Source organism: Halomonas sp. H33-56, from assembly GCF_040147035.1.
Taxonomy (GTDB): Bacteria; Pseudomonadota; Gammaproteobacteria; order Pseudomonadales; family Halomonadaceae; genus Halomonas; species Halomonas litopenaei.
The window spans coordinates 3,529,467-3,554,004 of sequence record NZ_JAMSHP010000001.1 but is presented as its reverse complement, the minus strand read 5'-3'; the positions used below and the strand labels follow the sequence as shown (position 1 = coordinate 3,554,004).

The 24,538-nt window shown below is 65.7% G+C and carries 18 protein-coding genes; 12 read left to right on the top strand and 6 right to left on the bottom strand.

The window, feature by feature from the left end:
* Positions 1-556: 556 nt before the first annotated feature.
* The 5 genes from NFH98_RS15160 to NFH98_RS15140 all read left to right on the top strand — a co-directional run bounded on the left by NFH98_RS15160 (position 557) and on the right by NFH98_RS15140 (position 6,628).
* The gene (locus tag NFH98_RS15160) at positions 557-2,434 is read left to right on the top strand and encodes a ligand-gated channel protein (RefSeq protein WP_502878764.1); all 1,878 of its coding nucleotides are present in this window, start codon (positions 557-559) and stop codon (positions 2,432-2,434) included.
* A gap of 169 nt (positions 2,435-2,603) precedes the next feature.
* Positions 2,604-3,587, top strand: a complete 984-nt coding sequence (locus tag NFH98_RS15155) for an ABC transporter substrate-binding protein (RefSeq protein WP_348826969.1) — start codon at positions 2,604-2,606, stop codon at positions 3,585-3,587.
* Positions 3,588-3,616: 29 nt separating this feature from the next.
* Positions 3,617-4,585 carry a FecCD family ABC transporter permease gene (locus NFH98_RS15150; RefSeq protein ID WP_274601865.1) on the top strand — a complete coding sequence of 323 codons (969 nt, stop codon included), beginning with the start codon at positions 3,617-3,619 and terminating at the stop codon, positions 4,583-4,585.
* A gap of 2 nt (positions 4,586-4,587) precedes the next feature.
* Positions 4,588-5,691 (top strand): FecCD family ABC transporter permease, encoded by a 1,104-nt coding sequence (locus NFH98_RS15145; protein WP_502878751.1) that lies wholly within the window; start codon positions 4,588-4,590, stop codon positions 5,689-5,691.
* Between the two features lie 61 nt (positions 5,692-5,752).
* On the top strand, positions 5,753-6,628 hold the full coding sequence (locus tag NFH98_RS15140; RefSeq protein ID WP_083970345.1) for an ABC transporter ATP-binding protein: 876 nt from the start codon (positions 5,753-5,755) through the stop codon (positions 6,626-6,628).
* A 365-nt stretch (positions 6,629-6,993) separates the two neighbouring features.
* Here the strand turns inward: NFH98_RS15140 and NFH98_RS15135 are convergent, their stop codons facing one another.
* Positions 6,994-7,596 carry a hypothetical protein gene (locus NFH98_RS15135; RefSeq protein WP_052704314.1) on the bottom strand — a complete coding sequence of 201 codons (603 nt, stop codon included), beginning with the start codon at positions 7,594-7,596 and terminating at the stop codon, positions 6,994-6,996.
* A 384-nt stretch (positions 7,597-7,980) separates the two neighbouring features.
* Between NFH98_RS15135 and NFH98_RS15130 the strand changes: the two genes are divergently transcribed.
* Together NFH98_RS15130 and NFH98_RS15125 are read left to right on the top strand one after the other, a co-directional pair.
* Positions 7,981-9,684, top strand: coding sequence for a multidrug ABC transporter permease/ATP-binding protein (locus NFH98_RS15130; protein ID WP_348826968.1), 1,704 nt, complete (start codon positions 7,981-7,983; stop codon positions 9,682-9,684).
* A 314-nt stretch (positions 9,685-9,998) separates the two neighbouring features.
* A complete protein-coding gene (locus NFH98_RS15125; protein WP_348826967.1) occupies positions 9,999-12,137 on the top strand; it encodes a TonB-dependent siderophore receptor in 2,139 nt (712 codons plus the stop codon).
* Positions 12,138-12,324: 187 nt separating this feature from the next.
* On the opposite strand, the gene NFH98_RS15120 is transcribed toward NFH98_RS15125, so the two are convergent.
* The 4 genes from NFH98_RS15120 to NFH98_RS15105 form a co-directional block, all read right to left on the bottom strand.
* A complete protein-coding gene (locus tag NFH98_RS15120; protein ID WP_348826966.1) occupies positions 12,325-12,891 on the bottom strand; it encodes a peptide-methionine (S)-S-oxide reductase in 567 nt (188 codons plus the stop codon).
* Positions 12,892-12,941: 50 nt separating this feature from the next.
* Positions 12,942-14,948, bottom strand: a complete 2,007-nt coding sequence (fhuB, locus tag NFH98_RS15115; protein WP_348826965.1) for a Fe(3+)-hydroxamate ABC transporter permease FhuB — start codon at positions 14,946-14,948, stop codon at positions 12,942-12,944.
* Entirely contained in the window at positions 14,935-15,921 is a 987-nt protein-coding gene (locus tag NFH98_RS15110; protein WP_231498627.1) for an ABC transporter substrate-binding protein, read from the bottom strand. Before NFH98_RS15110 ends, fhuB begins: the two co-directional genes overlap by 14 nt.
* Positions 15,922-16,031: 110 nt before the next feature.
* Positions 16,032-16,799, bottom strand: a complete 768-nt coding sequence (locus NFH98_RS15105; RefSeq protein WP_045992323.1) for an ATP-binding cassette domain-containing protein — start codon at positions 16,797-16,799, stop codon at positions 16,032-16,034.
* Between the two features lie 405 nt (positions 16,800-17,204).
* On the opposite strand from NFH98_RS15105, the gene NFH98_RS15100 reads away from it, so the two are divergent.
* The 4 genes from NFH98_RS15100 to NFH98_RS15085 all read left to right on the top strand — a co-directional run bounded on the left by NFH98_RS15100 (position 17,205) and on the right by NFH98_RS15085 (position 22,219).
* On the top strand, positions 17,205-17,816 hold the full coding sequence (locus NFH98_RS15100; protein ID WP_045992322.1) for a superoxide dismutase: 612 nt from the start codon (positions 17,205-17,207) through the stop codon (positions 17,814-17,816).
* Positions 17,817-17,974: 158 nt separating this feature from the next.
* Positions 17,975-19,774 (top strand): ABC transporter ATP-binding protein, encoded by a 1,800-nt coding sequence (locus NFH98_RS15095; RefSeq protein ID WP_348826963.1) that lies wholly within the window; start codon positions 17,975-17,977, stop codon positions 19,772-19,774.
* Positions 19,775-20,087: 313 nt separating this feature from the next.
* Positions 20,088-21,164, top strand: coding sequence for a ComEC/Rec2 family competence protein (locus NFH98_RS15090; protein WP_348814709.1), 1,077 nt, complete (start codon positions 20,088-20,090; stop codon positions 21,162-21,164).
* Positions 21,161-22,219: a hypothetical protein gene (locus tag NFH98_RS15085; protein WP_349622918.1), complete on the top strand. Its 1,059-nt coding sequence runs from the start codon at positions 21,161-21,163 to the stop codon at positions 22,217-22,219. The genes NFH98_RS15090 and NFH98_RS15085 overlap by 4 nt, the downstream gene beginning before the upstream one ends.
* A 48-nt stretch (positions 22,220-22,267) precedes the next feature.
* Here the strand turns inward: NFH98_RS15085 and NFH98_RS15080 are convergent, their stop codons facing one another.
* Positions 22,268-23,503, bottom strand: coding sequence for an oxidoreductase (locus NFH98_RS15080; protein ID WP_348826960.1), 1,236 nt, complete (start codon positions 23,501-23,503; stop codon positions 22,268-22,270).
* Between the two features lie 137 nt (positions 23,504-23,640).
* Between NFH98_RS15080 and NFH98_RS15075 the strand changes: the two genes are divergently transcribed.
* On the top strand, positions 23,641-24,513 hold the full coding sequence (locus NFH98_RS15075) for a LysR family transcriptional regulator (protein WP_108448298.1): 873 nt from the start codon (positions 23,641-23,643) through the stop codon (positions 24,511-24,513).
* Positions 24,514-24,538 lie beyond the last annotated feature (25 nt).

Here is a 24,538-nt window from a genome sequence, read left to right as displayed (position 1 = left end):
GCGTGGAGCGACACAAGCCGGGAGGGCAGGCGGGCAAGGCGAGTAGGGGCGGGCGAATCAGGCAGGCAAGGCAGGCAAGGCAGGCAAGACAGGCAAGACAGGCAAGACAGGCAAGACAGGCAAGACAGGCAAGACAGGCAAGACAGGCAAGACAGGCAAGACAGGCAAGACAGGCAAGGCAGACAAGGCAGGCAAGCCAGCTTCGGGAGGGGGTTGCGAGAGTTGCAACGTCACGTTCACGAGCAATTGTGCAACTTTGATGGAAGAATCTAAATGATAAATATTCACATTCATTGTTGTGCGCAGGTCGTCTCGACCCAGGGCGGCGGTCCTGAAACGCCAGCCATTGCGCGTGCCACCGGGTGGCTTGCCACCCCTTTTCGGAGTCATGAAGAAGATGTTGCCTCAGCGCTTGTCAGCTCAACCTCTGTCATCTCGCAGCCTGTCACCTCGTTGCCTGTCGCTTCACCCTCTATCGCTTCACATTCGCCGCCTGGCGGCGGGGCTGTCGGGGATCGCCCTGTGTGGCGCAGTGCCGGCGCTCGGCGCCGAAGACATGGCGCTTGATGACGTGGTGGTCACCGCCTCAGGCTTCGATCAGAGCGTGGCCGATGCGCCGGCCTCGATCAGCGTAGTGACCCGGGAGGATCTGGAAAAGCGCTACTACCAGGACGTCACCGACGCCCTACGTGACGTGCCCGGGGTGATCGTGACCGGCGGCGGCGGTGGTGACAACGGTTACGACATCAGCATGCGCGGCATGCCCGCGGAGTACACCCTGCTGCTGATCGACGGGCGCCGTGTCAGTACTCGTGAGACCCGCCCCAACGGCAGCGCCGGCTTCGAGCAGGACTGGCTGCCGCCACTGCAGGCCATCGAGCGCATCGAGGTGGTGCGTGGCCCCATGGCCACTCTTTACGGCTCCGATGCCATCGGTGGGGTGATCAACGTCATCACCCGCAAGGTGGCCGATGAGTGGCACGGCAACCTGCAGCTCGACACCATGCTGCAGGAAGACAGCGCGTCCGGCGACAGCCGTCAGGCCAACTTCTATACCTCTGGTCCGCTGGTCGAGGGGCTGGCCGGGCTGACCCTCTACGGCCGTGCGACCCAGCGCGATGAAGACAATATCCTCTATGGCTACGAGGACAAGCAGGTCCAGAGCCTGACCGCGAGGTTGTCGCTGACACCCAGCGTCAACCACGACCTGGCGCTGGAGGCCAGTCGCACCGAGCAGCAGCGCGAGAGGCTGGTGGGCAACAGCGTCGATCCGGACGGTTGTCGTGGCGGCTGTGAGGACAGCTTCGACGACTACACCCAGGAGTACGTCGCCCTGACCCATACCGGGCGTTTCTCCTTCGGCACCAGCGAGACCTATGTCCAGCGCGAGGTGTCCGAGAACGAGACCCGCGAGATGGAGATCACCAACACCAACGCCAAGTCGAGCCTGGTGGTGCCGCTCGGTGCCCATATCGTCACCGTCGGGGCAAGCTTCGAGGAAGAGGAGCTGGACGATCGTACCTCGAATCAGATATCGGATCTCACCAATGTCCGCAACAGCCAATGGGCGCTGTTCGCCGAGGACGAATGGATGCTGCTCGACGACTGGTCGCTGACCGGTGGCGTGCGCATGGATCATGACGAGAACTACGGCTCCGAGATCAGCCCACGGCTTTACAGCGTGTGGCACATGACCCAGGACTGGACCCTCAAGGGTGGCGTGTCCACCGGCTATCGCTCTCCGGACCTCAGGGAAATCACCCCGGACTGGGGCCAGGTCAGCCGCGGCGGTGACGTTTACGGCAACCCGGATCTCGAGCCGGAGACCTCGCTCAACAAGGAGCTGGGCCTTCTCTATAACGGGGCTGGCGGGTTGTCGGCCAGCGCCACGCTGTTCCACAACGACTTCGACGACAAGATCACGCGGATCGAGTGTCCGGCCGACGTCTGTACCGACGGCCCCAACCAGTTCGGCAGCAACCCCACCTATCGGGTCAACGTCGACGAAGCGGTCACCCAGGGGGTGGAGCTGTCGCTGTCGACGCCGCTTGGCGACTCGCTCGAGCTGTCGGCGAGCTACACCTACACCGACTCCGAGCAGAAGAGTGGCGAGTACGAGGGCGAGCCCCTGACCCAGCTGCCGGAGCACGAGTTCTCGGCCAGTCTCGACTGGGAGATCAACGATCGCCTGTCCCAGTGGACCCGGGTCACCTACCGTGGCGACGAGAGTCAGCCCACCACCGGACCGTCCCAGAGTGAAATCGTCGCGCCGGACTACACCTTCGTCGACACCGGCCTCGGCTATCAGTTGACCGACGCCGCCCGCGTCAACGTCGGCATCTACAACCTGTTCGATGAAGACATCGACTACGACGAGTATGGCTACGTCGAGGATGGCCGCCGGCTGTGGCTGGGGCTGAACGTCGATTTCTGACCCTCTGGGGGACCAAGGGAAGAAATGGGAATGCCTGTCCGCCATGATCGAACGCATCGTTGCGCGAGCCTGGACGAGAAGGGCAGGTATTCTCAAACGAGATTGATTACTATAAGCGTCAATAGTGATGCCCCGCCCTGGTGCGGGGGAACCGACAAGGAAGATGAGCATGCGTGGAATGTCACCCCTGGCCCGAGGCGCCGTCGCGCTGGGCCAGAAAGTAGGTCCGGGGATCGGCCTGGCACTCGGACTCAGCCTGGCCACCCTGGGGGTGGCCGGCGCCCAGGAGGAACCTCGTGTCCTCGACACCGCCTTCGGTGAGGTCGAGATCCAGGGCCAGCCCGAGCGGGTTGTCACGCTCTACGAAGGGGCACTGGACACCTCCCTGGCCGCCGGGGTGACGCCGCTTGGCGCGGTGGCGACCCGCGCCGCCGAGGACGTGGCCGACTACCTGAAGGATGAGGTGCCCGATATCCAGATCGTGGGCACCGCCGGCGAGGTCAATGTGGAAGCGGTGGTCGGGCTCGAGCCGGACCTGATCCTGGCTTCCTCGCGACTGTCCGAGGATACCTACGCGCTGCTGTCGCAGCTTGCCCCCACCGTGGTGCCGGCGACCGAGGGCTTCGACCCCGAGGCCTGGAAGGACGAGGCGCGGCTGTTCGGCAGGGCGCTGGGCCACGAAAGCGAGATCGATCGGGCCATCGAGACGGTCGAAGCGCGCGCCGCCGAGCTCGCCGCTAGCTTCGAGGCACAGACGTCCCAGGACAACGCCTTCCTGATTCGCTGGATGCCCCAGGGGCCGCTGGTGATGTCCACCGAGCTTTTCACCACCGGCCTGCTCGCCGCCGCCGGCCTCGACGTCCAGGACGATCAGCTGGTGCCGCAGGGACGGCCCCACAGCGACCCGCTGAGCCTGGAGGCGCTGTCCCGGGTCGACGGTGACTGGCTGTTCGTCGCGACCCTGGACGCCAACGGGGCCGAGGCGCTGGATCAGGCGATGCAGAGCGATGCCTTCAAGCGTCTGGCGGTGGTCGGCAACGACCGTGTGGTGGCGGTGGACGGCCAGTTGTGGACCAGTGCCAGCGGTCCCATCGCTGCCCAGGCGGTGCTCGATGACATCGAGCAGGCCCTGGAGGGCGTCGTGACACCGTGAGTGCAGAGCGCAGCTTACCCGCAGGAATCCTGTTCGGCCTTGTCGTTCTGCTTGGGCTCGCCATCATGGCGAGCCTTGTCGTGGGTGCCGGGGAGATCGGTCCGGTGCCGTCGTTTCAGGCGCTGCTGGGCCTGGGCAACGAGGAGGCACGCTTCGTGGTGTGGGACCTGAGGCTGCCGCGGACCCTGGTCGGCCTGGTGGTCGGGGTGGCGCTGGGTGTCTCCGGTACCCTGCTGCAGTCGATCACCCGTAATCCCCTGGCCGAGCCGGGCCTGCTCGGCGTCAGCGCCGGCGCCGCCTTTGCCGTCGCGCTGATGTTGCTGCTGGGTGGCAGCCTGCTGGAGCTGCGCATCGGCGTGGCCCAGCTGGGGGCCTTGCTCGGCTGTCTGTGCGTGCTCGGGGTCAGCCGCATCCGTGGGCTCGGCGCCGATCCGGTGCGCCTGGTGCTGGCGGGGGCGGCCTTTTCGGGGCTGCTTGGCGCGATGACCTCGTTGATCCTGATCACCGACCGGCGCGCCGCCGACGAGATTCGTTTCTGGGTGGTGGGTAGCCTGTCGGGACGGCGGCTCGACGACCTGCTGGCGGTACTGCCCAGCATGGCGCTGGCGGCGCTGGTGCTGGTGATGGTGGTGCGGCCGCTGGCCAGCCTGGCGCTGGGCGAGCGCGCCAGCGCCGGTCTCGGTCACCATCCGGGGCGACTGCGGCTATTGGCCATCCTGATCGTCGCCCTTCTGGTGGGCGGGGCTACCGCTATCGCCGGGCCGATCGCCTTCGTCGGCCTGGTGGTGCCCTTTATCGCCCGTGCCATCGCCGGCCCGGAGCTGCGTCGCACCCTGTGGCTGTGCCTGCCGCTGGGGCCTCTGCTGGTGCTGACCGCCGACGTGATCTCGCGCCGCCTGGTGGCGCCCTCGGAGATGCCGCTGGGGGTGCTGACCGCGCTATGCGGGGCGCCGGTGCTGATCAGCGTCGTTCGCGCCCGCCGTCTGCCGAGCCTGTGACCATGCTGGATGATCGTTCCTTGTCTGCCGCCGCCACCCGCTCGCCGGATGAATATCGCGACTGTCACGACCGCCGCGATGCCAGCGCCACCCCCGACGGCATGTGGCTGCTGCGCGGTGGGCGGTTCAGCCTGCTGGTCGATCGACGCCAGCTTTTTGGCGCCCTGTTGCTCGCTGTCTTGCTGGTCGGGGCGAGCCTGGCCTATCTGTGCCTCGGCGAGAAACCGCTGTCGCCGGGTAAAATCTGGGCGGTCATCAATGGACAGGGCGCGATGCTCGATACCTTCGTGGTGGAACAGCTACGCCTGCCACGGCTGTTGGCGGCGCTTGCCAGCGGCGCCGCCTTTGGGCTGTCGGGGTGCCTGATGCAGACGCTGGCGCGCAACCGTCTGGCCACGCCCGGCATCATCGGCATCGACAACGGCGCCACCGCCTTTGCGGTGGCCTCGGTGGTGGGGATGGGCTTGAGCCTGGCGCCTTCTGCCATGGCGTTGACCGGGGCTGCCACCGCAGCGGCCCTGACCTTCGGTCTGGCCGCCGGGGGCGGTGCCAAGGGCTATCGCTTTATCGTCGCCGGCATCGGCGTCGGGGCGATCTTCGCCGCGGTGACCCAGCTGATACTGTCGCGTGCCGCCATCGATGCGGCCAACGCCGCCTACCCCTGGACCGTGGGCACCCTGAACTCACGGCCGGCCGAAGCCGTCGTCGTTCTCGCCATCGGTCTTGCGCTGCTCACCCCGGTGGCGCTGTGGCTGTCGCGCTCGCTTAGCCTGATGCGTTTCAGCGATGCCGTGGCACTCGGCCTGGGGACGCCGCTCAGGCGTCACAGGCTGCAGGTACTGGTGGTATCGGTGGCGTTGACGGCGCTGGCGGTATCGGTGGCGGGGCCGGTCGGCATGGTGGGGCTTTTGGGTCCGGAAATCGCGCGCCATCTGTGCGGCAACCGTCAGGTGCCGTTGATCGGTGCTGCCCTGGCCGGGGCGGCGGTGATGGTACTGGCCGACCTGGCAGGACGATTGATGCTGGCGCCGCTGGAGCTGCCGGTGGGCATCGTCACCGCCGTGGTCGGTGGCCCCTGGCTTCTGTGGATACTGATTCGCCGCTGAATTCATATTGACCCGCTCCCGGGCCAATGGCGGCCGGGGGCGCTTGTGCAAGGGGACCTTGATGTCACTGACGCTGTCTTCACGATCCGATGGGATTCCCCGGGCTGAGGTGGCTTCGCACCCGGATTCGGGCCAGCAGCGGGACACCGCAGTGCCGCATCCCTATGTGGTCGAGGATCTGGTGCTCTGCCACGGCCGTCACAAGGTCATCGATGGTCTCGACCTGACGATCCCGCGGGGCAAGCTCACCGCCATCGTCGGCCCCAACGGCTGCGGCAAGTCGACGCTGCTGGCCGGGCTGTCCCGCCTGCATGCACCAAGTGGCGGGCGCGTCTGGCTCGAAGGCCAGGACCTCAAGCGGTTTGCGGCGCGCAAGCTGGCCCGCTGCATCGCCCTGTTGCCCCAGGAAGCGTCGGCCCCGGAGGGGCTGAGCGTCAGCGACCTGATTCGCTTCGGGCGCCAGCCCCACCAGGCCTGGTATCGCCAGTGGAGCGAGGAGGACCAGGCGGTGGTGGCGCGCGCCATCGCCGCGGCGGGGCTTGAGGACCTGGCCGAACGCGCCCTCGATACCCTGTCCGGCGGTCAGCGCCAGCGCGCCTGGATCGCCATGACCATCGCCCAGCAGACGCCGATCATTCTGCTCGACGAGCCCACCTCGGCGCTGGATCTGGGCCACCAGCTGGAGGTCTTCGAACTGCTGCATCGGCTGGTGGAACGAGGGCGTACGGTGATCATGGTGGTCCACGATCTTTCCAGCGCCTGCCGCTACGCCGATCACCTGGTCGCCATGCGCGATGGGCGCCTGGTGGCAGAGGGCGAGCCGGAAAAGGTGGTGACGCCGGCACTGGTCAGGCAACTCTACGACGTGGACTGCTCGCTGGTGGAAGACCCGCTGACCGGCAAGCCATTGCTGGCCGGGCTTAGTCGGAGGGCCTAGGGCTTGTCTGAAAAGTGCCTGCGCTCGGTAATACGGCGTTAAAAATCGGATCAACATGCTCATTTACACCCCGTAAACTGCGCTGTCTTACCGATTTTTGCCTTGTCTAACCTTCGCTCGTCGACTTTTCGGACAGCGCCTAGTTGGCGCGAGGCCTAGTCGCCAGGTCTTGGTCGGCAGGGCCTGGTTGGCGCGAGGCTTAGTCGGCGCGAGGCATAGTCGGCGGCGGGTCATGGTTGGCGGGGCCGAACGGGTATGCAGGCCTTTAGGGAAGCGAATTCGGGGAGCCAGACGCAACACACCCGGCGCGAAGGCCGGGTGTGTTCGCTGACTGACGGGTGCTGCCCGTCAGCTTCGGATCGCTCTTAGTTGGTAGCGTCCTGAGCGGCGTCCTGGGCATTGTCGCCCGCACCTTCGATGGCGTTGCCGGCGCTGGTCAGGGCGTTGGCGGTAGCAGACTTGGTGGTCTGCCAGGCGCTCTGGGCGCCTTCCTTGGTGTCCATCCAGGCCTGCTGAACGCTGGACTTGGTCTGGTTCCACCAGGTATCGGTGTATTCGGGCAGCTGGGACACCTCGTCCTGAGTCATGTCCAGATGAACGCTGTACTCGATGTTGTCGAGGCTGTCGCCGTTGGCAGTCTGCACGGTGAAGTTGCCGGTTTCGACCACATACTCGCTGCCGCCGAGGTCAAGCAGGTCGCCCGCTTCGACGACGATGGCGCGGACCTTCATGTCATTGTCGAGAAGGATGTCCTCGACTTCGCCCACTTCATCCTCGCTCGAACCCTTGGCGAAAACGTCGGCGTCCATCAGCTCATCGGCGGAGTAGAGGCCCTGAGCCTGCTGCTGGTTACCGGCGCCATTATTCTGAGCGGTGTTCTGCTCGGCGAAGGCGTTGGTGCCCACGGCCATGGTGCCGGCGAAGACGGTGCTTGCGATAGCGGTAGTCAGCAGATTCTTGCGGATCATTCCATTTCTCCTTCTCGCGGATGGTTCCAGCGATGTCATCGGTCGCAGCGGGTTCCTGTGCTGCGACTTGCGATGTTGCACGAATCATTGTGGAGGTTATGTACAAGATTTCAAGCCAGTCTTGTGAAAGAAACATGCAAGGCTCTGTTGCCTATCGATGACGCCACCACAGAGCTTGTTTCAAACGTGCTCGAGAGAGCCGACCTGGCGCTATTTCAGGGATGATCCCTGTTTGAAAAGTCAGGTGCGCATGCGGCTTTCCATGGTGTGTTGCCTCTGGGACAATACCGGCCCCTTGTCCGCATTATCATGGCCAGGGCGACGATCGACACCGTATAAGCGGTGCGAAAGCGCCGTCTGGCCCGCCCCTCGAGGTCCTGTTTCGTGGAATTGTTGAGCGTCGTCTTTCGTCATTATCGCTGGCCCTTTATCGGCGTCATGCTGCTGAGCCTTGCCAGTGCCGGACTGGGTATCGGCGCCATCGCCTTTATCAACCGCCGCTTGATCGAGGTGTCCGGAGATGCGCTCGGCGTGCTGCCGCAGTTTCTCGGGGTGATCGTGGCATTGCTGGCCGTGACTCTGGCCTCTCAGCTGGCCTTGACCACCCTGGGGCATCATTTTGTCTATGGCCTGAGAGGCCGCCTGGTCAAGCAGATCCTCGATACCGATATCGAGCGCCTCGAACGCCTGGGCAGCGCCGAATTACTGGCCAGTCTGTCCAGCGATATCCGCAATATCACCATCGCTTTCGTACGTCTGCCCGAGCTGGTTCAGGGCATCGTGCTGACGCTGGGCTCGGCGTTGTATCTCGGCTGGCTGTCCCCCGGGCTGCTGTTGGTCACCGCGCTGTGGGTCACGCTGACCATGGCAGGAGGGGCCTGGCTGGTAGGGCGGGTCTACCGCCATCTGGCCCAGGTTCGTGCGACCGAAGATTCGCTCTATCGCGACTATCAGGCGGTCATCGATGGACGCAAGGAACTGGCGCTCAATCGTGCCCGGGCGCGAGCCCTGTTCGAGGACACCTACGACCATGATGCCCGCCGCTATCGTCACCATGTCATCCGCGCCGACACCTATCACCTGAGCGCGGTCAATGTCTCCAATATCATGATGCTCGGCGCCATCGGGGTGGTGTTCTATCTGGCCAATGGGCTTGGCTGGGCCACCACCGAGGTGGCGGCGACCTTCTCGTTGACCTTGTTGTTCCTGCGTACCCCGCTGATCTCGGCGGTGGGCGCACTGCCGACGCTGCTAAGCGCCCAAGTGGCCTTCGACAAGCTGCGTGGACTCGATCTGGCCGAGGCCAAGGGCGACTTCGGGGTGCAGGAGGCAGATGGCGAGCGTTGGCAGCGACTGCACCTTGAAGGCGTGGCCTTTCGCTACCCCGAGCCCGCTAAAGCGTCCGACGAAGACGACGGGGCAGGACGAGCGTCGAAAGGCCCGGGTTTCGCCGTGGGGCCGCTGGACCTGACCCTGCGGCGTGGTGAACTGGTATTTCTGATCGGCGGCAACGGCAGCGGCAAGTCGACCCTGGCGAAGCTGCTGACCGGTCTCTACCGGCCCCACCAGGGGCGTCTCTTGATCGACGACCAGGAGGTGGGGGCCGCTGAGATGGGCGCCTATCGCCAGCGCTTTTCCGCGGTCTACACCGACTTCCACCAGTTCGACACCCTGATAGGCCCCGGCGGTGACAAGGCCGACCCCGCGCTGGTCGAGGACTGGCTCGAGTACCTGGCGATGCGCGAGAAGCTTCACTTCGACGGCCAGCGGGTCACCAACCCGGAGCTGTCCCAGGGGCAGCGCAAGCGGCTGGCGCTGTTGATGGCGGTGGCCGAGGAGAGAGATATCCTGCTGCTCGACGAATGGGCCGCCGACCAGGACCCGCAGTTCCGACGGGTGTTCTATCGTGAGCTGCTGCCGCGACTCAAGGACATGGGCAAGACGGTGTTCGCCATCAGCCACGACGACCACTACTTTCAGCACGCCGACCGGTTGTTCGAGATGCGCGCAGGGCAGCTTGTCGAACTCACCGGGTCCAGCCGCGAGGCCGCCAGTCGTGATGCCGTGGCCCGGCTCGATCCGCTGTAGGGCGATTCGCTCAGCCGGTAGAGCGCTCTCGCCACCATCCAGCGGTTCATCCATCCCCCCTGCCTGGCTCCCTCGCACCCGAGCACGGCTTGTTCGGGCTTTCGTGTGCCTGTGGTTAATGGGTCGCTCTGGTGTCGCTGATGGCGCGAGGTGGTTTCGCAGCCCTTGATCGACATCGGCCTTTGGCGGGATTTATGTAAATGAAAGCTGGTCTTGATTGCGTGTAAAAATGAAAACAATTAGCATGCCGTAGATGTTTCACGAACGTTCAACGTCGTTCGTTGTCGTCTTCGATGCGCTCCGAGGCCTACCGCATGCAACCCGCCAGTCCCCGTCCATCCGCCAGCCCACTGTTCACCGACTTCCTGCCCGGCAGCCCTGTCTCCCGTCGCCCGCTTGCCATCGCCGTGCGCCTCGCGCTGGGGCTGGCCCCACTTGCCGGGGCGGGGATGGCGTTTGCCCAGGAGGAGGCGGTCACCGAGGTGACGAGCGACACCATGGTGGTGAGCACCTCGGCGCTGAAGGTCGAGACCCCGGTGCTCGAGACGCCTCGGGCTACCTCCCAGGTCTCCCGCGAGGAACTCGATAACCGCCAGGTCAACAAGTACGACGAGGTGCTGCGCTACCGCAGCGGTGTGGTATCCCAGCCGTTCGGCCAGGACAACAAGGCCGAGTGGTTCTATATTCGCGGCTTCAATGGCGAGGACTCACTGTACCAGGATGGCCTGCGTCAGTTTCGTGAGGGCGGCTACTTCTGGTGGAGCACCGAGACCTTCGGCCTCGAGAGCGTCGAACTGCTCAAGGGGCCGGCCTCGATCCTCTATGGCGAGGCGCCTCCCGGGGGTGTCATTAACGCCATCAGCAAGCGTCCCACCGACGAGCCTCAGGGGCTGATCGAATTGCAATACGGCAGCGACGACCACGAGCAGGTGGGCGTCGACGTCTCGGGGCCTGTGGCAGGGCGCGATGATGTGCGCTATCGCATGGTCGGACTGTTCCGCGAGAATGATGGCCAGATCGAGGACACCGACAATCAGCGGGTCTATCTGGCGCCGAGCCTGGAGCTCGATCTGTCGCAGGATACCAGCGTCACCTTTCTGGCCAGCTACCTGAAGGACCACGGCACGCCTACCAACGGCTTCAAGCTGCCCTACGGCACCGTGGACAACACCCCCTTCGGCAAGCTCGACCCCGAGGACAACCTGGGAGAGCCGGACTACGAGCGCCAGGAACACGAGCAGTGGGCGCTGGGCTACGAACTGTCCCACCGTCTCAACGATACCTGGGACATCGAGCAGAACTTCCGCTACAGCCATCTGGATCTGCTCGAGCGTGACGTCTATGTGTCCTACCTGCTGGACGACCGCAACGCCCAGCGCGGCCTGACCTATCGCGACGGCGACTTCGACGCGGTCACGGTGGATACCCGCGCCATCGGCCGCTGGTACAGCGATCGCACCGAGAACACCCTGCTGGTCGGCGTCGACTACCAGGATCTGGATATTGACTACGACAACTACGACGATTTCGCCTTCGGTTCGCCTTTCGACATCTTCGATCCGGAGTACGGCAACTTTACTCCGAGCTCCCGAAATGGAACCGATCACGAGGAAGGCAAGGAACAACTCGGCTTCTACGCCCAGAACCAGCTTCGTCTGGATGACCGCTGGATCTTCCTGGCCGGCCTGCGTCATGACAGCGTGGACGTGACCAACCGCATCGACGGGGAGGACAACGGTGGCGGCAGCGAGGACGAGACCACCTTCTCCGGCGGCGTGATGTACCTGGGCGACTACGGCATCTCGCCCTACTTGAGCTACAGCGAGTCCTTCTCACCGCAGATCGGCACCGATCCGGATGGTCGTGCCTATCGTCCCAGCGAGGGCGAGCAGTGGGAAGTCGGCGTCAAGTATGCCCCGGACTGGCTGGATGGCTATATTACTGCTGCGGTGTTCGACCTCGAGGAAAGCGATACCCTCTATACCAGCGGTGAGTCGGCCAACCGCCAGGGCGGTGAGCGCGAGTCCCAGGGTTTCGAGATCGAGGGGGTGGGCTATGTCACCGACGACCTCAAGGTCACCGCCGCCTACACCTATACCGACGTACGCGTCGATATCAGCCGTGAGGAGCGCGACCTGCGCGCCGGCCTGATCCCGCGTAACCAGGCCTCGTTGTGGTTGGACTACGCGGTCCCGGGAGCGCTGCACGGTCTGAACCTGGGGGGCGGTGTGCGCTATGTGGGCGAGACCAAGGACAGCCCGCGCTACTCTGATGCCACGGTGGACTCCTACACCCTGTGGGACGCCAAGGTCAGCTATGACATCACGCCCCAGTGGACCGCCCAGGTCAACGTCAACAACCTGACCGACGAAGAGTACGTTTCAGGCTGCGAATACTGGTGCTACTACGGCGAGGAGCGCAGCGTGGTCGGCAGCATCAAGTACCGCTTCTGATCCAGTGGCGGGCTTCCAGCCCCGCTGATCAACTCGCTGAATCGAGACGCCCGACCGGTTTTCCCGGTCGGGCGTCTTGGCATGGAGGCTGCCGGTGGAAGAACAGCGGGCCTAGGCGGTCCGAGTGTTATCGCTATTCCTGTCTTTCTATAGCCATATCTCTCTATCTTTCTATCTCTCTAGCTCTCTAGCTCTGGCCCTGGCCGCCCTCCGCCGTTACCCCGGCCCGGGCCAGGCGCTCGCCGTCGGCGACGTCGCCGAAGCGCTCGAGCAACAGTTTTAGCTTGGGGGTGATCCAGCGTTCGCAGAAGGGCCGCGACGGGTCGCTGTAGAAGTAGTCGTGGTAGTCCTCCTTCGAGGCGCGAAAGTCCACCAGCGGCAGTACTCGGGTGAGCAGGGGCGCGTCGAAGTCATCCTGCAACTGGGCCAGGGTGTCTCGAGCAGAAGCTGCCTGAGACTCGGTCAGCACATAGACCGCAGAGCGATAGCGGCCGCGGCGCTGGTGGTCTGCGGTGGCCCGGTGGGTGTATAGGTGGATCTCGATCAGCACGTCGAGGGGCAGGCGAGAGGGGTCATAGTCCACCACCACGGCTTCATGAAAGTCCGAGTGCTCGCCGTCGGCGGCGACCCAGCCCTGGTGGACGGATTCGACCCCGCGCAGCGACTGATAGACCGCCTCCAGGCACCAGTAGCAGCTACCGCCGAGGGCCAGACGGGCGAGGGAAGGACGGAGCAGGGGCAGGCTGTCGTGCATCGGGATTCCCTCGTTGGCGGAGCGGCTTTGTCACCGAAGACGCCTTTAGCTTACAACTTTCGCAGCCCCCACATGAAGTAGCTGCCGCCGATCAGCGAGGCGACCAGGCCTGCCGGGATCTCCTGGGGAAACAGCAACTGGCGGCCGACCCAGTCGGCCAGCACCATCAGCAGCGCCCCGATCAGCGCCGCCCCGGCCAGGTGCGCGCGTGCCCGGGACAGCCCCAACAGACGTGCCATATGAGGCGCCAGCAGGCCGACAAAGGACAACGGACCGACGATCAGGGTGGCCACCGCGGTCAGTATCGCCACCGTCGCCAGCAGGCCCAGGCGGGCGCGCTCGACGTGGATCCCAAGCGCCTTGGCGGTGGCAGCGCCCAGCGGCAGGATATCCAGCCAGCGAGTCAGCGCCTGAGCGGCGACGGCGGCCAGCGCCCCGATACCCAGTACCACCAGCGCCGAGGCCGGGTCGACGTAGTAGGTCGACCCTGACAGCCAGGCGATGACCTGCTGACCGCGAGGGTCGCCGCCGGCCAGCACGATCGAGCGCACCGCGTCGAACAGCGCAGTGATCGCCACGCCGCTGAGCAGCAGGCGCTCTGGCTGGAAGCCGCTGGCGCGATTGAGCGCCACCAGCACGCCGAGCACGACCAGCGCGCCAACGGTGCCGGCGCCCACCAGCGTCAGGTTGCTCGGCGCTGGCACCAGGAAGATGGTGAGAATCAGCGCAATCGCCGCGCCACCGCTGATGCCCAGCAGTTCCGGGCTCGCCATGGGGTTGGCGGTGACCCGCTGGATCAGGGTGCCGGCGATGGCCAGAAGGGCGCCGCTGCCGGCGGCGGCGAAGATGCGCGGCCAGCGCCAGTCGAGAACGTCGCCGTCGAGGCTCGACGACCAGCCGGTGCTGGACTGGCCGATCAGAATGCCGACCAGGGTCGCCAGGGCCAGCAGCACGGCGAGCACCAGCAGCAGGCGCCCGGGGGCCTCGGCACGCAGGGCCTGCGGGTTCGAGCTGGGCGGTGGACGCCGGGCGGTCAGGCGCAGGCGTGGGATCAGCCACAGCAGTAGCGGTGCCCCCAGGGCGGCGGTGGTCGCCCCGGTGGGCAGCAGGGTAGGCAGGGCGTCGACGCCGCCCTGGAGTACCAGGTCGGTGACCGCCAGCAGCAGCGCGCCGAACGCGATCGACCAACCCAGCCGCGCCGGCAGACGCCGGGCACCGGCCATGCGCGCGATATTGGGCGCCGCCAGGCCGATAAAGCCGATGATGCCGACCACTGCCACCACACAGCCGGTGATGAAGACCGCGAGACCCAGCCCGCCCAGGCGCAGCCACTTGAGCGAGACGCCGAGGCTGCGTGCGCTGGCGTCGTCCAGTTCCAGCAGCGCCAGCGGGCGCAGCAGCCAGATGGCCAGGGCGCCGGCGATCACCAGACGCGGCAACAGGTAGAGCACGCCGTCCCAGCCGTTCTGGGCCAGCGAGCCGGCGCCCCACACCAGCACGCCCTTGAGCGCCTCCTGGTTGAACAGCAACAGCACCACCGCCAGGGCGCCGAAGTAGAGATTGACCACCAGGCCGCCGAGTACCACGACGCCGGGTGACAGGCCACGACGCCAGCCGAGGGCGAACACCAGTCCCATGGCCAGGCCACCGCCGGCCAGCGCCACCCACTCGCGGCCCAGCACCAGCAGGCCAGGCGCCATCAGGGTGGCGACCATCAGCGCCAGATTGGCGCCGCTGGCCACCCCCAGGGTGGTGGGGGCGGCCAGTGGGTTGCGCAGCACCTGCTGCATCAGCACCCCGGCCAGCCCCAGGGCGCCGCCGGCGCTCAGCGACATCACCAGGCGCGGCCACCAGCTATAGTGCAGCACCAGCGTATCCGGGCTTGGCGGTTCATTGGCGCCGAGCGCCCCCGAATCGGTCAGGGCAGCAAGCGCCGCCTGTGGGCCGCCCAGCTCGGCCAGGGAGTAGAAGGCGGCCAGCATGCAGGCCAGCGCCAGCACCAGGCCGGTGATGCCCAGCGCGGAGGTACGGCGGGCGCGGGATTCAGCGGCGAGCATCGGTATTTCCTTGTGCCTGATCCGGTGTGGTGGCCCGTTCGCTGGTGTCGCGAGCGCTGGTGCCGAGAGTGTGGGTATCGGAAGCGCTGGTGCCGGGAGCGCTGGTGTCGGGGGGGCTAGTATCGGGAGCGCGAGTATCTGGCATGTTGCTGGAGAGGGCGTCGCCCAGCAGGGTGGCAAAGCGCCTGGCCGAGGGCAGGGCGCCGAAGCTCCACACCGGTGGCAGGGTGACGACGTCGTCACGCTGGACGCTGCCCAGATGGCGCCACAGGCCACTGTCGGCCAGCGCCTCGCGCACCCCGGCGATATAGGGTTCGACCACCACGATGCGGGCCTCGGGATAATTGGCCAGCTGTTCGATGCCGATCAGGCTGAAGCCCCAGGCATTGGTGGCGCCTCGCCAGGCGTTGGTCAGGCCCATGCGCCTAAGCACCGCCTGGTAGAGGCTGTGCTCACCGAACAGGCGCACGTGGCGCTCATCCATGAACTGGAGCAGCAATAGCGGGCGGGTGTCCTCGGGCAGCCGAGCGGCGATGTCCGCGATGTAGGCCTCGGTCTCCTCGATCAATGCCTCGGCGGCGTTTTCGCGATCCACCAGTTCGCCGAGCTGTCGGGTCAGCGCCAGAGACTGCGACCAGAAGGTGCCCTCGCCGCTGTACATGGCGAGCTGCTTGACCTCGGCGATCGATGAAAGCCGCGGCGCCAGGTTGGCGAACATCGGCGAGATCACGATGGCGTCGGGGTCGAGTTCGGACAGCAGTTCCAGGTTCGGCTGGGTACGCAGGCCGATGTCGGTGGCACCTGGCGGCGCCTCGAGCCCCACCCAGCTTTCGTAGTCGTCGACCTGGGCCAGCGCCACCGGTGGCGCGTCAAGTGCGATCAGCGTCTCGGCCAGGGTCCAGTCCAGGCTGGCGATACGCGGCGCGGCACTGGCCGGAGACGCCAGCAGCCAGGCCGACAGCGCCAGCCACACCAAGCTATGGTAGCCACCCGAGCGAAAAAGGCCGGAACGCAAGCGCAGGGAAGCCAGGGACACCATAGAACGGCGGACAGTCAGAGCACGGCGGACATTCAAGGACAACCTCATTGCACCAGCGCCACCGCGTGTTCGCCGGAGGGATGGGGCATCACCTGCATCGGCACGCCGTAGATGTCCTCGAGCAGGTCGCCGGTCATCAGCGTCTGCGGGTCGCCTTCGGCGATGACGCGACCGCTGTGCAGGGCGACCAGGCGATCACAGAAGCGTGAGGCCATGTTGATGTCGTGCAACACGATGACCACGCCCAGGTCGAGCTCCCGCGACAGCTTGCGTACCAGGGTCATCACTTCCACCTGATGGGCGATATCCAGCGCCGCCAGCGGTTCATCGAGCAGCAGCAGGCGGCTGCCCTGGGCCAGCAACATGGCCAGCCACACCCGGGTACGTTCGCCGCCGGACAGGGTGTCCACCAGGCGATCGGCAAAGCCCTCGGTGTGGGTCAGCGCCATGGCTCGCGCCACGTGTTCGTGATCGTCGCGCCGCGAGCGACCCAGCAGCCCCTTCCAGGGGTAACGACCAAAGGCGATCAGCTCGCGACAGGTCAGGCTTTCGGCACTGGGCAGGTGTTGCGGCAGATAGGCCACTTCGCGGGCGAAGGCGCGGCGCCCCCAGGCCTCGAGCGGCTGGCCGTTGAACAGGATGCGCCCCTCGCTGGCCGGCTGTTGCTGAGCCATCAGCTTGAGCAGGGTCGACTTGCCGGAGCCGTTGTGGCCGATCAGTCCGTGGACCCGGCCGGCATCGAAGCTCAGGCTGGTCGGCGACAGCAGGGTCTTGCCCGGGATCGCGAAGGAAGCGGACTGAAGATCGAACATGAAGACGGCTCCGCTGGGTGACTGGGGCAGGGTGGCTTGGGCTGGCTGGTCCGGGCAGGCTGGTCCGGGCGACCGGGCAGGAAAGATAATGGATAGGAATGGTTATCAATTTGTTTGTTATTGTCAATGATGCACGTCAGGGAGGCGTTGCGCTGAAAGACTATTGATCAACCCTTGTAGAAGGGGCGTAAAGGATGACACCCTGTGGTCCACGACATCGGGCCTCTTCAACGACGGCAGGGATGCCGACACCGCCAGGCGGGCAATGCGTTTGGCGTGGAGCACGCTAGCGAGAAGAACGCGTCTTGCCTATAGTATGAGGCCCACGATGACGTAAGCTGGTGAGTGGGATACGATTATCCCCCCTGAACCCAGCCCAATTTCGACAAGGAAGGAGGTATCACCATGGCACATACTCTGCCGGAACTGCCCTACGCCTACGACGCACTGGAACCCTCCATTGATGCGCTGACCATGGAGATCCACCATTCTCGTCACCACAACACCTACGTCACCAACCTCAACGGCGCCCTGGAAGGCACCGGTCTCGAGGACCTGCCGGTCGACGAGCTGATCTCCAACCTGGAGCGTCTGCCGGAAGACAAGCGCCAGCCGGTCATCAACAACGGCGGCGGCCACTCCAACCACTCGCTGTTCTGGACCGTGATGTCCCCGAACGGTGGTGGCGACCCCAAGGGCAAGGTCGGTGAGGCCATCGAGAAGGAACTGGGCGGCTTTGACGCCTTCAAGGATGCCTTCACCAAGGCCGCGCTGGGCCGCTTCGGCTCTGGCTGGGCCTGGCTCTCCGTCACTCCGGACGGCGCCCTGGTGGTGGAAAACACCCTGAACCAGGACAGCCCGCTGATGCACGGCAACACTCCGGTGCTGGGTCTGGACGTGTGGGAGCACGCCTACTACCTGAAGTACCAGAACAAGCGTCCCGACTACATCGCCGCCTTCTTCAACGTGGTGGACTGGGACGAAGTCGAGCGTCGCTACCAGGCCGCCACTGCCTGAGCGAAGCCGGCCTGACGTCGATGTCTCGACGTCATCCGAGCTAGCGCAAGACCCGCGCCGCGGCCCCCAGGGCCGCGGCGCTTTTGGTTGGTGCCCCGGTCAGGGCGCCGTCTGGATTGGTCGTCGCCCTTGTGGTGCGACAACAAGGAGTTCACGCCGTGTCCCGCTCATCCAGCCTGCAGGCGCTAGGGCGCCTGTTGCGCTACGCCCGCGGTTATCGTCGACGGATCGTCGCCGCCACCCTGTGTTCGATGATCAACAAGCTGTTTGATATCGCCCCCGAGATCCTGATCGGGGTGGCCATCGACGTGGTGGTCAACCAGGAGCAGAGCTTCGTGGCGGGGCTCGGCTTCGTCTCGGCCAGCTCCCAGATCATCGTGTTGGGGGTGCTGACCTTCTTTATCTGGGCCGGCGAGTCGCTGTTCGAGTACCTCTATCAGATCCTGTGGCGCAATCTTGCCCAGCGCCTGCAGGCCGACCTGCGCCAGGACGCCTACGAGCACGTGCAGCGCCTGGACATGGGCTTCTTCGAGTCGCGCTCGTCCGGTGAGCTGGTCGCCACCATGAATGACGACGTCAACCAGCTCGAGCGCTTCCTCGACGGCGGTGCCAACTCACTGATCCAGGTCGCAGTCACCGTGGTGGCGGTAGGGGCGGTGTTCTTCGTGCTGTCGCCGCTGATCGCGCTGCTGGCCTTTACCCCGGTGCCGCTGATCCTGTGGGGTGCCTTCGTGTTTCAGCGCAAGGCCGGTCCCCTCTATGCCGACGTGCGTGAGAAGGTCGGGGTGCTGTCCAGCCGGCTGTCCAACAATATTCAGGGCATGGCCACCATCAAGAGCTTTACCGCAGAGGCCCGCGAGGCGGCTCGGCTGAAGGCCGACAGTGAGGCCTACGTGGACGCCAACAGCCGTGCCATTCGTATCAGCTCGGCCTTTATTCCGGTGATCCGCATGGCGATCCTCACCGGGTTTCTGGCCACCTTCATCGTCGGCGGCATGCAGGCGCTGTCCGGTGAGCTCAACGTCGGCGCCTACGGCGTGCTGGTGTTCCTGACCCAGCGGCTGCTATGGCCGCTGACCGGACTGGCCCAGGTCATCGACCTGTTCGAGCGGGCCATGGCCAGCACCCGGCGCATCCTCGATCTGATCGCTACCCCGATCCGGGTGCGTGACGATGGACGCCGTGAGCTCAAGACGCCGGTGCGTGGCGAGGTGCGCTTTGCAGAAGTGAGCTTTCACTACCCGGGCAGCGGCGCCGGCATCGACGCTGTGGAGCTGGCGGTACCCGCCGGCAGTACCCTGGCGCTGGTCGGGCCCACCGGCTCCGGCAAGTCGACCCTGATCAAGCTGCTGTTGCGCTTTCACGACCCCGACCAGGGGCGGGTCGAGCTCGACGCCGTCCCGGTGGCGGAGCTTCGCCAGGGAGCGCTGCGCGACGCCATCGGCCTGGTCAGCCAGGACGTCTACCTGTTCGAGGGCAGCGTGCGTGACAACATCGCCTATGCCCGTCCCGAGGCCAGTGATGAGGAGGTCATCGCCGCGGCACGCACCGCCGAAGCCTGGGAGTTCATCGAGCGTCTGCCGGACGGCCTCGATACCCGTGTCGGTGAGCGCGGCGTGCGCCTGTCCGGCGGGCAGCGCCAGCGTCTGTCGCTGGCCCGGGCGCTGCTCAAGGATCCCCCGGTGCTGGTGCTGGACGAGGCCACCAGTGCGGTGGACAACGAGACCGAGGCGGCGATTCAGCGCTCGCTGTCGCGCATCGGCGGTGAGCGTACCGTGATCATGATCGCCCACCGGCTCTCGACCATCGTCCACGCCGACCAGATCGTGGTGATGGAGCGCGGACAGGTGGTCGAGCGCGGCGTCCACACCGAGCTGATCGCCCGGGGCGGGCGCTACGCCGCCCAGTGGCAGGTGCAGACCGGCGAGGCGGCGACGGTGGCAGCCACGTCGCCCTGACCTGGCGCACTGACCTGTCGCGATGCGCGGGACTTGGCCGCGGGCTCGGTGCCGGCCCCGGAACAGGCCCCGAAACCGGTTCAGGCGTGGAGGATACGGCTCGCCAGCACCGTCTGTGCAGTCTAGGGTAAGTAAGTAGTAACTTCCTATGCTGCATGAGGCGTGAAGGATGAGCTGCGTACTGCTCGGGGACGGGGTTCGTCGCCGGGCGTTCCATCGTCTGCTGTCGGGCTTTGTTGTACCGGGCTTTGTTGTACCGGGCTTTGTTATACCAGGCTTAGCTGCACCCGCCTTGGCGATGCGGGCCTTGCGAGTGTCGGCGTCTTGTTTACAGGCGGCTTGTTTACTGGCGGCTTGGCGTCCGAGTGCCCTGGTCCGGGCGGCTCTGCTGCTGGGTTGCCTGGCAACGACGCCGGCCCTCGCCGACCTGCGCATCCTGCACCTCGACGTGGGCATGGGTGACGCCACCCTGGTAGTGGATACCGGCAGCGGTCAGAGTCTGTTGATCGATGCGGGAAATCGCGGTGATGGCCGCAGGGTGGTGGCGCCGGCCCTGATCGCACTGGGGATCGATCGACTCGACTATTTTCTCGCCAGCCACTATGACGCCGACCATATCGGTGGCTTCGATGAACTCATCGAGGCGGGCGTCACCGTCGAGACGGTACTGGAACGACCCGGCATCAAGCCCGAGGTGCTGTCTCCCACCGGCCGCGACACCCAGTACGGCGAGTACCTGGCGGCGGCCCGGGCCGTGGGGGCGCGGCTGGTCGAGCTTATCCCCGACTGTCGTCCCGATCATCCCCAGCTGCGCCTGGGCGCCGACACCCGTATCCAGGTGGCCGCAGCGGGCGGCCGGCACCTGGCCGGGGATATCGGTTTCTGTGAGGTCGGTGAGCAGTCACTTCATCCACGGCGGGAAAACGCCCGCAGCGTGGCACTGATCATCGAGCACGGGCGCTTTCGCTACTTCACCGGCGGCGACCTCACCGGAGGTGGTGCTCGCAGCGTACCCATGGAGGCCTTCGTCGCCGCCCAGGTGGGCAACGTCGACGTGCTCAAGCTGAATCATCACGGTTCCGACACCAGCACCAGCGACACCTTTGTGCAGACGCTGAGACCCGAGGTGGCCGTGCTCAGCGTCGGCGATGGTGGAGTGAACCTGCGCTATCGCCTGCCGCGGCAGGCTCCGCTGGATCGCCTGGCCAAGCTCAGCCCGGCACCGCTGCTGTTCCAGACGCGCCAGGGCGAAGGTGGAAGCTACCTGGGGGCCTACGTCGAGAATCGCCACATCGTCGTTCATACCGATGGCGAGAGCTACACCATCAACGGCCTGATCTGTGTGGTGGACGAGCGCACCCAGGCAAGCGAGGGAGGACACTGTCGATGAGCAGTTCAGAGCAGGAGGGGCCTCGTCGCGATCGCAGGGACGATGATGCCGACGGCGGCAGCGATAGTGACAATGTTAACGGCAACGGCAACGGCAACGGCAACGGCAACGGCAACGGCAACGGCAATGGCAACGGCAACGGCAACGGCAACGGCAACGGCAGTGAAGATGGCTGCGGAGAGCGTATCCGCAAGCTGCTCGACGACACCACGGCGCTGCTGGACTACGCCCAGGAGTTCGAAGGTTACCCGCCGGAGATCGACCTGACCGCCTACTTCGTGGCCAAGGAAAAGACCGATCGCAAGGAGCTGTTGACCACCGAAGAACTGGCCGGCGTGGTGGATTGCTACCGGCGCCTGTCCCGGCTCTACCCAGGTATCTCGCCTCGTACCCTGGCGGCGACGCGCCCGGACAGCGATGGTCGAATGCGCGACAGCCGCACCGGCAAGTACTTGATTCGCCTTTGGTGGTGGACCGGGGCGGTGGTGATGGCGGTGATCGGCTCCAACGTGCTGATGTACGCCATCGATACTGGCCGGCCGTCCTCTGGGCTCGACTGGACCCACTGGAATACCGCGCTCGACTTTATCTACGAGGGACTTCGCCACACAGAGCCCTTTCTTTATGGTGCCCTCGGGGCCTTCGCCTTTGTGCTGCGGGTGACCGCGACCCGGCTGTACAGTCGCACCTTCGATCCCGCGCGGATCGGCGAGCATGTCAATCGCATCGTGCTGGGCACGCTCTCCGGTGGCGCCATCGTGTTGTTCGTCTCCCAGATTCCCACCGATCAGGGCGCACAGGTGGCGCTGAGCGGCGCCGCCCTGGGCTTTCTCGCCGGCTACAGCATCGATTTTCTGTTCGGTACTCTGGACCGGGTGATCTGCGCCTTGCTGGCAAACGACGCGGGCGACAAGACTGGCAAGGCGGCGCGGGCTCGCCGTGACGCCGACGTGGTTCAGGTGCTGGATGATCTGGTCGCCGAGCAGCCAGACGGCGAGGCCAGGCGTCGTCTGGGAGAGGTGATCGAGACGCTCAGGCAGCGCCACCAGGCCTGAGCGCGAGGGCCGAGGAAGCGTTCAGGGGCTTTGGGGCACGACGCAGCATCAACCCGGGGTCGAATAGAAGTGGCGACACCAGGCTAGCGTGCGGGTCTGGTCGCGGGCCTCGTAGTCAGTCAGCGCCTGCTCGAGGGATCCCGGCGACTCGTCGTCGCGATCCTCGGCCAATTGCGTCAGGCGCATGGTGTACCAGGCGGTGATGCCGCCCTCGGGCGGGGTGTCGAAGCGTGGGAAGGACGGGCCCGCGCTCTGACCTTGCTGCCAGTGGCGGGGCAGCTCGGGCTTAATGGCCAGGGCCCGGGCCAGTCCGACGATATCCACGCTCCCTTCATCCACCGCGCTGCGTGCCTGGGACAGTGTCTTGAAGCCTCCGGTCAGCATCAGCGGCAGCGTCGTGTGTCGGCGAGCCCGACGTGCAAACGCCAGAAAGTAGGGGCTGCCAGCCGCCGTGCCCGTGTCTGAGGCAGAACGGGCGCCGGGAAAGTAGGTGCCACCGCTGATATCAATCAGGTCGATGGGCTGGCTGTCCAGCGACTTCACCACCTCGAGCGCATCCTCCTGGTCGAGCCCGCCTTCGAGCTGGTCGCTGGCGTTGAGCTTGACCGCCACCGGAAACGCCGGCCCCACGGCATCGCGTACCGCCTGGATCACCTCGAGCAGCAGGCGTCGGCGTCCCGTGATCGAGCCACCGTAGGCATCGTCGCGTCGGTTGAACAGCGGGGAAAGAAACTGGCTGAGCAGGAAACCGTGGGCGGCGTGGACCTGCACGCCGGCGAAGCCTGCCGCCCTGGCCAGTGCGGCGGTGCGTGCAAACTGATCGGGCAGGGCGTGGATCTCGTCTGGGCTCAAGGCCGCGCAGCGTAGACCCGGCAGGTCGAGGGCGCTGGGGCCCCTAGCGACACTGGTCGGCGGATAGGCCAGCGCTCCGGCGTGACCGAGCTGCAGCCACAGGCCGCTGCCATGCTGATTGCCACGTTGTGCCAGTCGCTCGAAGGCCGTCAGATCCGAGTGCTCGTTCAAGACTAGATTACCGGGCTTCTCGGCCACATCGGGCCTGCCCTGTACCTCGCCGATCAGCGACAGGGCGACTCCGCCCTGGGCCCAGCGCTCGTAGAGCCGGCCCTGGGCTTCGGTAGGGTGACCGGTGCCATCGCCGAGTGAGTCCGACATGGCCGCCTTGGCGATGCGGTTTTTCAGCACCAGGCCGCAGGGCAGCGTCAGCGGCGAGAACAGCGGACCGATGTCGTTGTCGTCGTGCGCGGTGTCGCAGGAAGGGATCATGGGCAAACTCCGAGCGTCGATGGGAAGGGAAAAGGGAACGGTAGAACGGCACCTGAGCAGGAGCCGCCATCCTGGCACGCCGCCGGGGCAGCGATAATCCCTTGTCGAGGCACAGGACTTGTGACTATAAGGAACAGATGGATACTGTCAGCGAACTTTCCGTCTTCCATGCCGTCATCGACGCCGGCACTTTTTCAGGGGCCGCCCGCCAGTTGGGCGTCACCCACTCGGCCGTAAGCAAGCGCATCAGCCGGCTGGAACAGCGGCTGGGTGTCCCCCTGATCCTGCGCTCCACGCGACAAATGAGCCTGACCGAAGCGGGAGAGACCTTCGCCAGCGAGACCCGGGGGCTGCTGGAGCGGCTTTCCCAGGTGGAACAGGGTATCGCCGAAGGCCGCAGCGAGCTGCGCGGGCGTATTCGCCTCACGTCGCCCACCGCGCTGGGCAAGCAGCGGTTGATGCCGCTGCTGCTGGCGTTCATGGAGCGCTATCCGGCGGTGGAGATCGACCTGACGTTGACCGACGCGATGGTCGATCTGGTGCACGAGCGTATGGACCTGGCGATTCGCAGCGCCACGCTTGACGATTCGAGCCTGATCGCTCGGCCCTTGGTGGCGCATCCCCGGCTGATCTGCGCCGCAACTGCCTACCTGGCTCGCCACGGCAGGCCGCTGGCGGAAGATGAGTTGCCCCGGCATGTGGGGCTGTTCCTGCATCAGGGCCGGGGCGCCGTCATGTGGGGAATCAAGGACAGCAGGCTCCCGCAACCCGGGTTTCTTTCCAATTCGCTGGAGACACTGCACGCCGCCTGTCTGCAGGGGCGAGGCATCGCCTGCCTACCCGCGTACATGGTCGACGAGGATCTTCAGGCGGGTCGGCTCGAACGCCTGCTCGATGACGTCGTCGCCAGCGAGCAGGCGACGACAGTGTCCATCGTGCGGCCGGCCACGACCCTGCTGCCCAGACGCGTTCGCGTGCTGATCGACTTTCTGGTGGAGCGCTTTGCGTAAGGGGACTTCTCGATAGGGGGCTGCT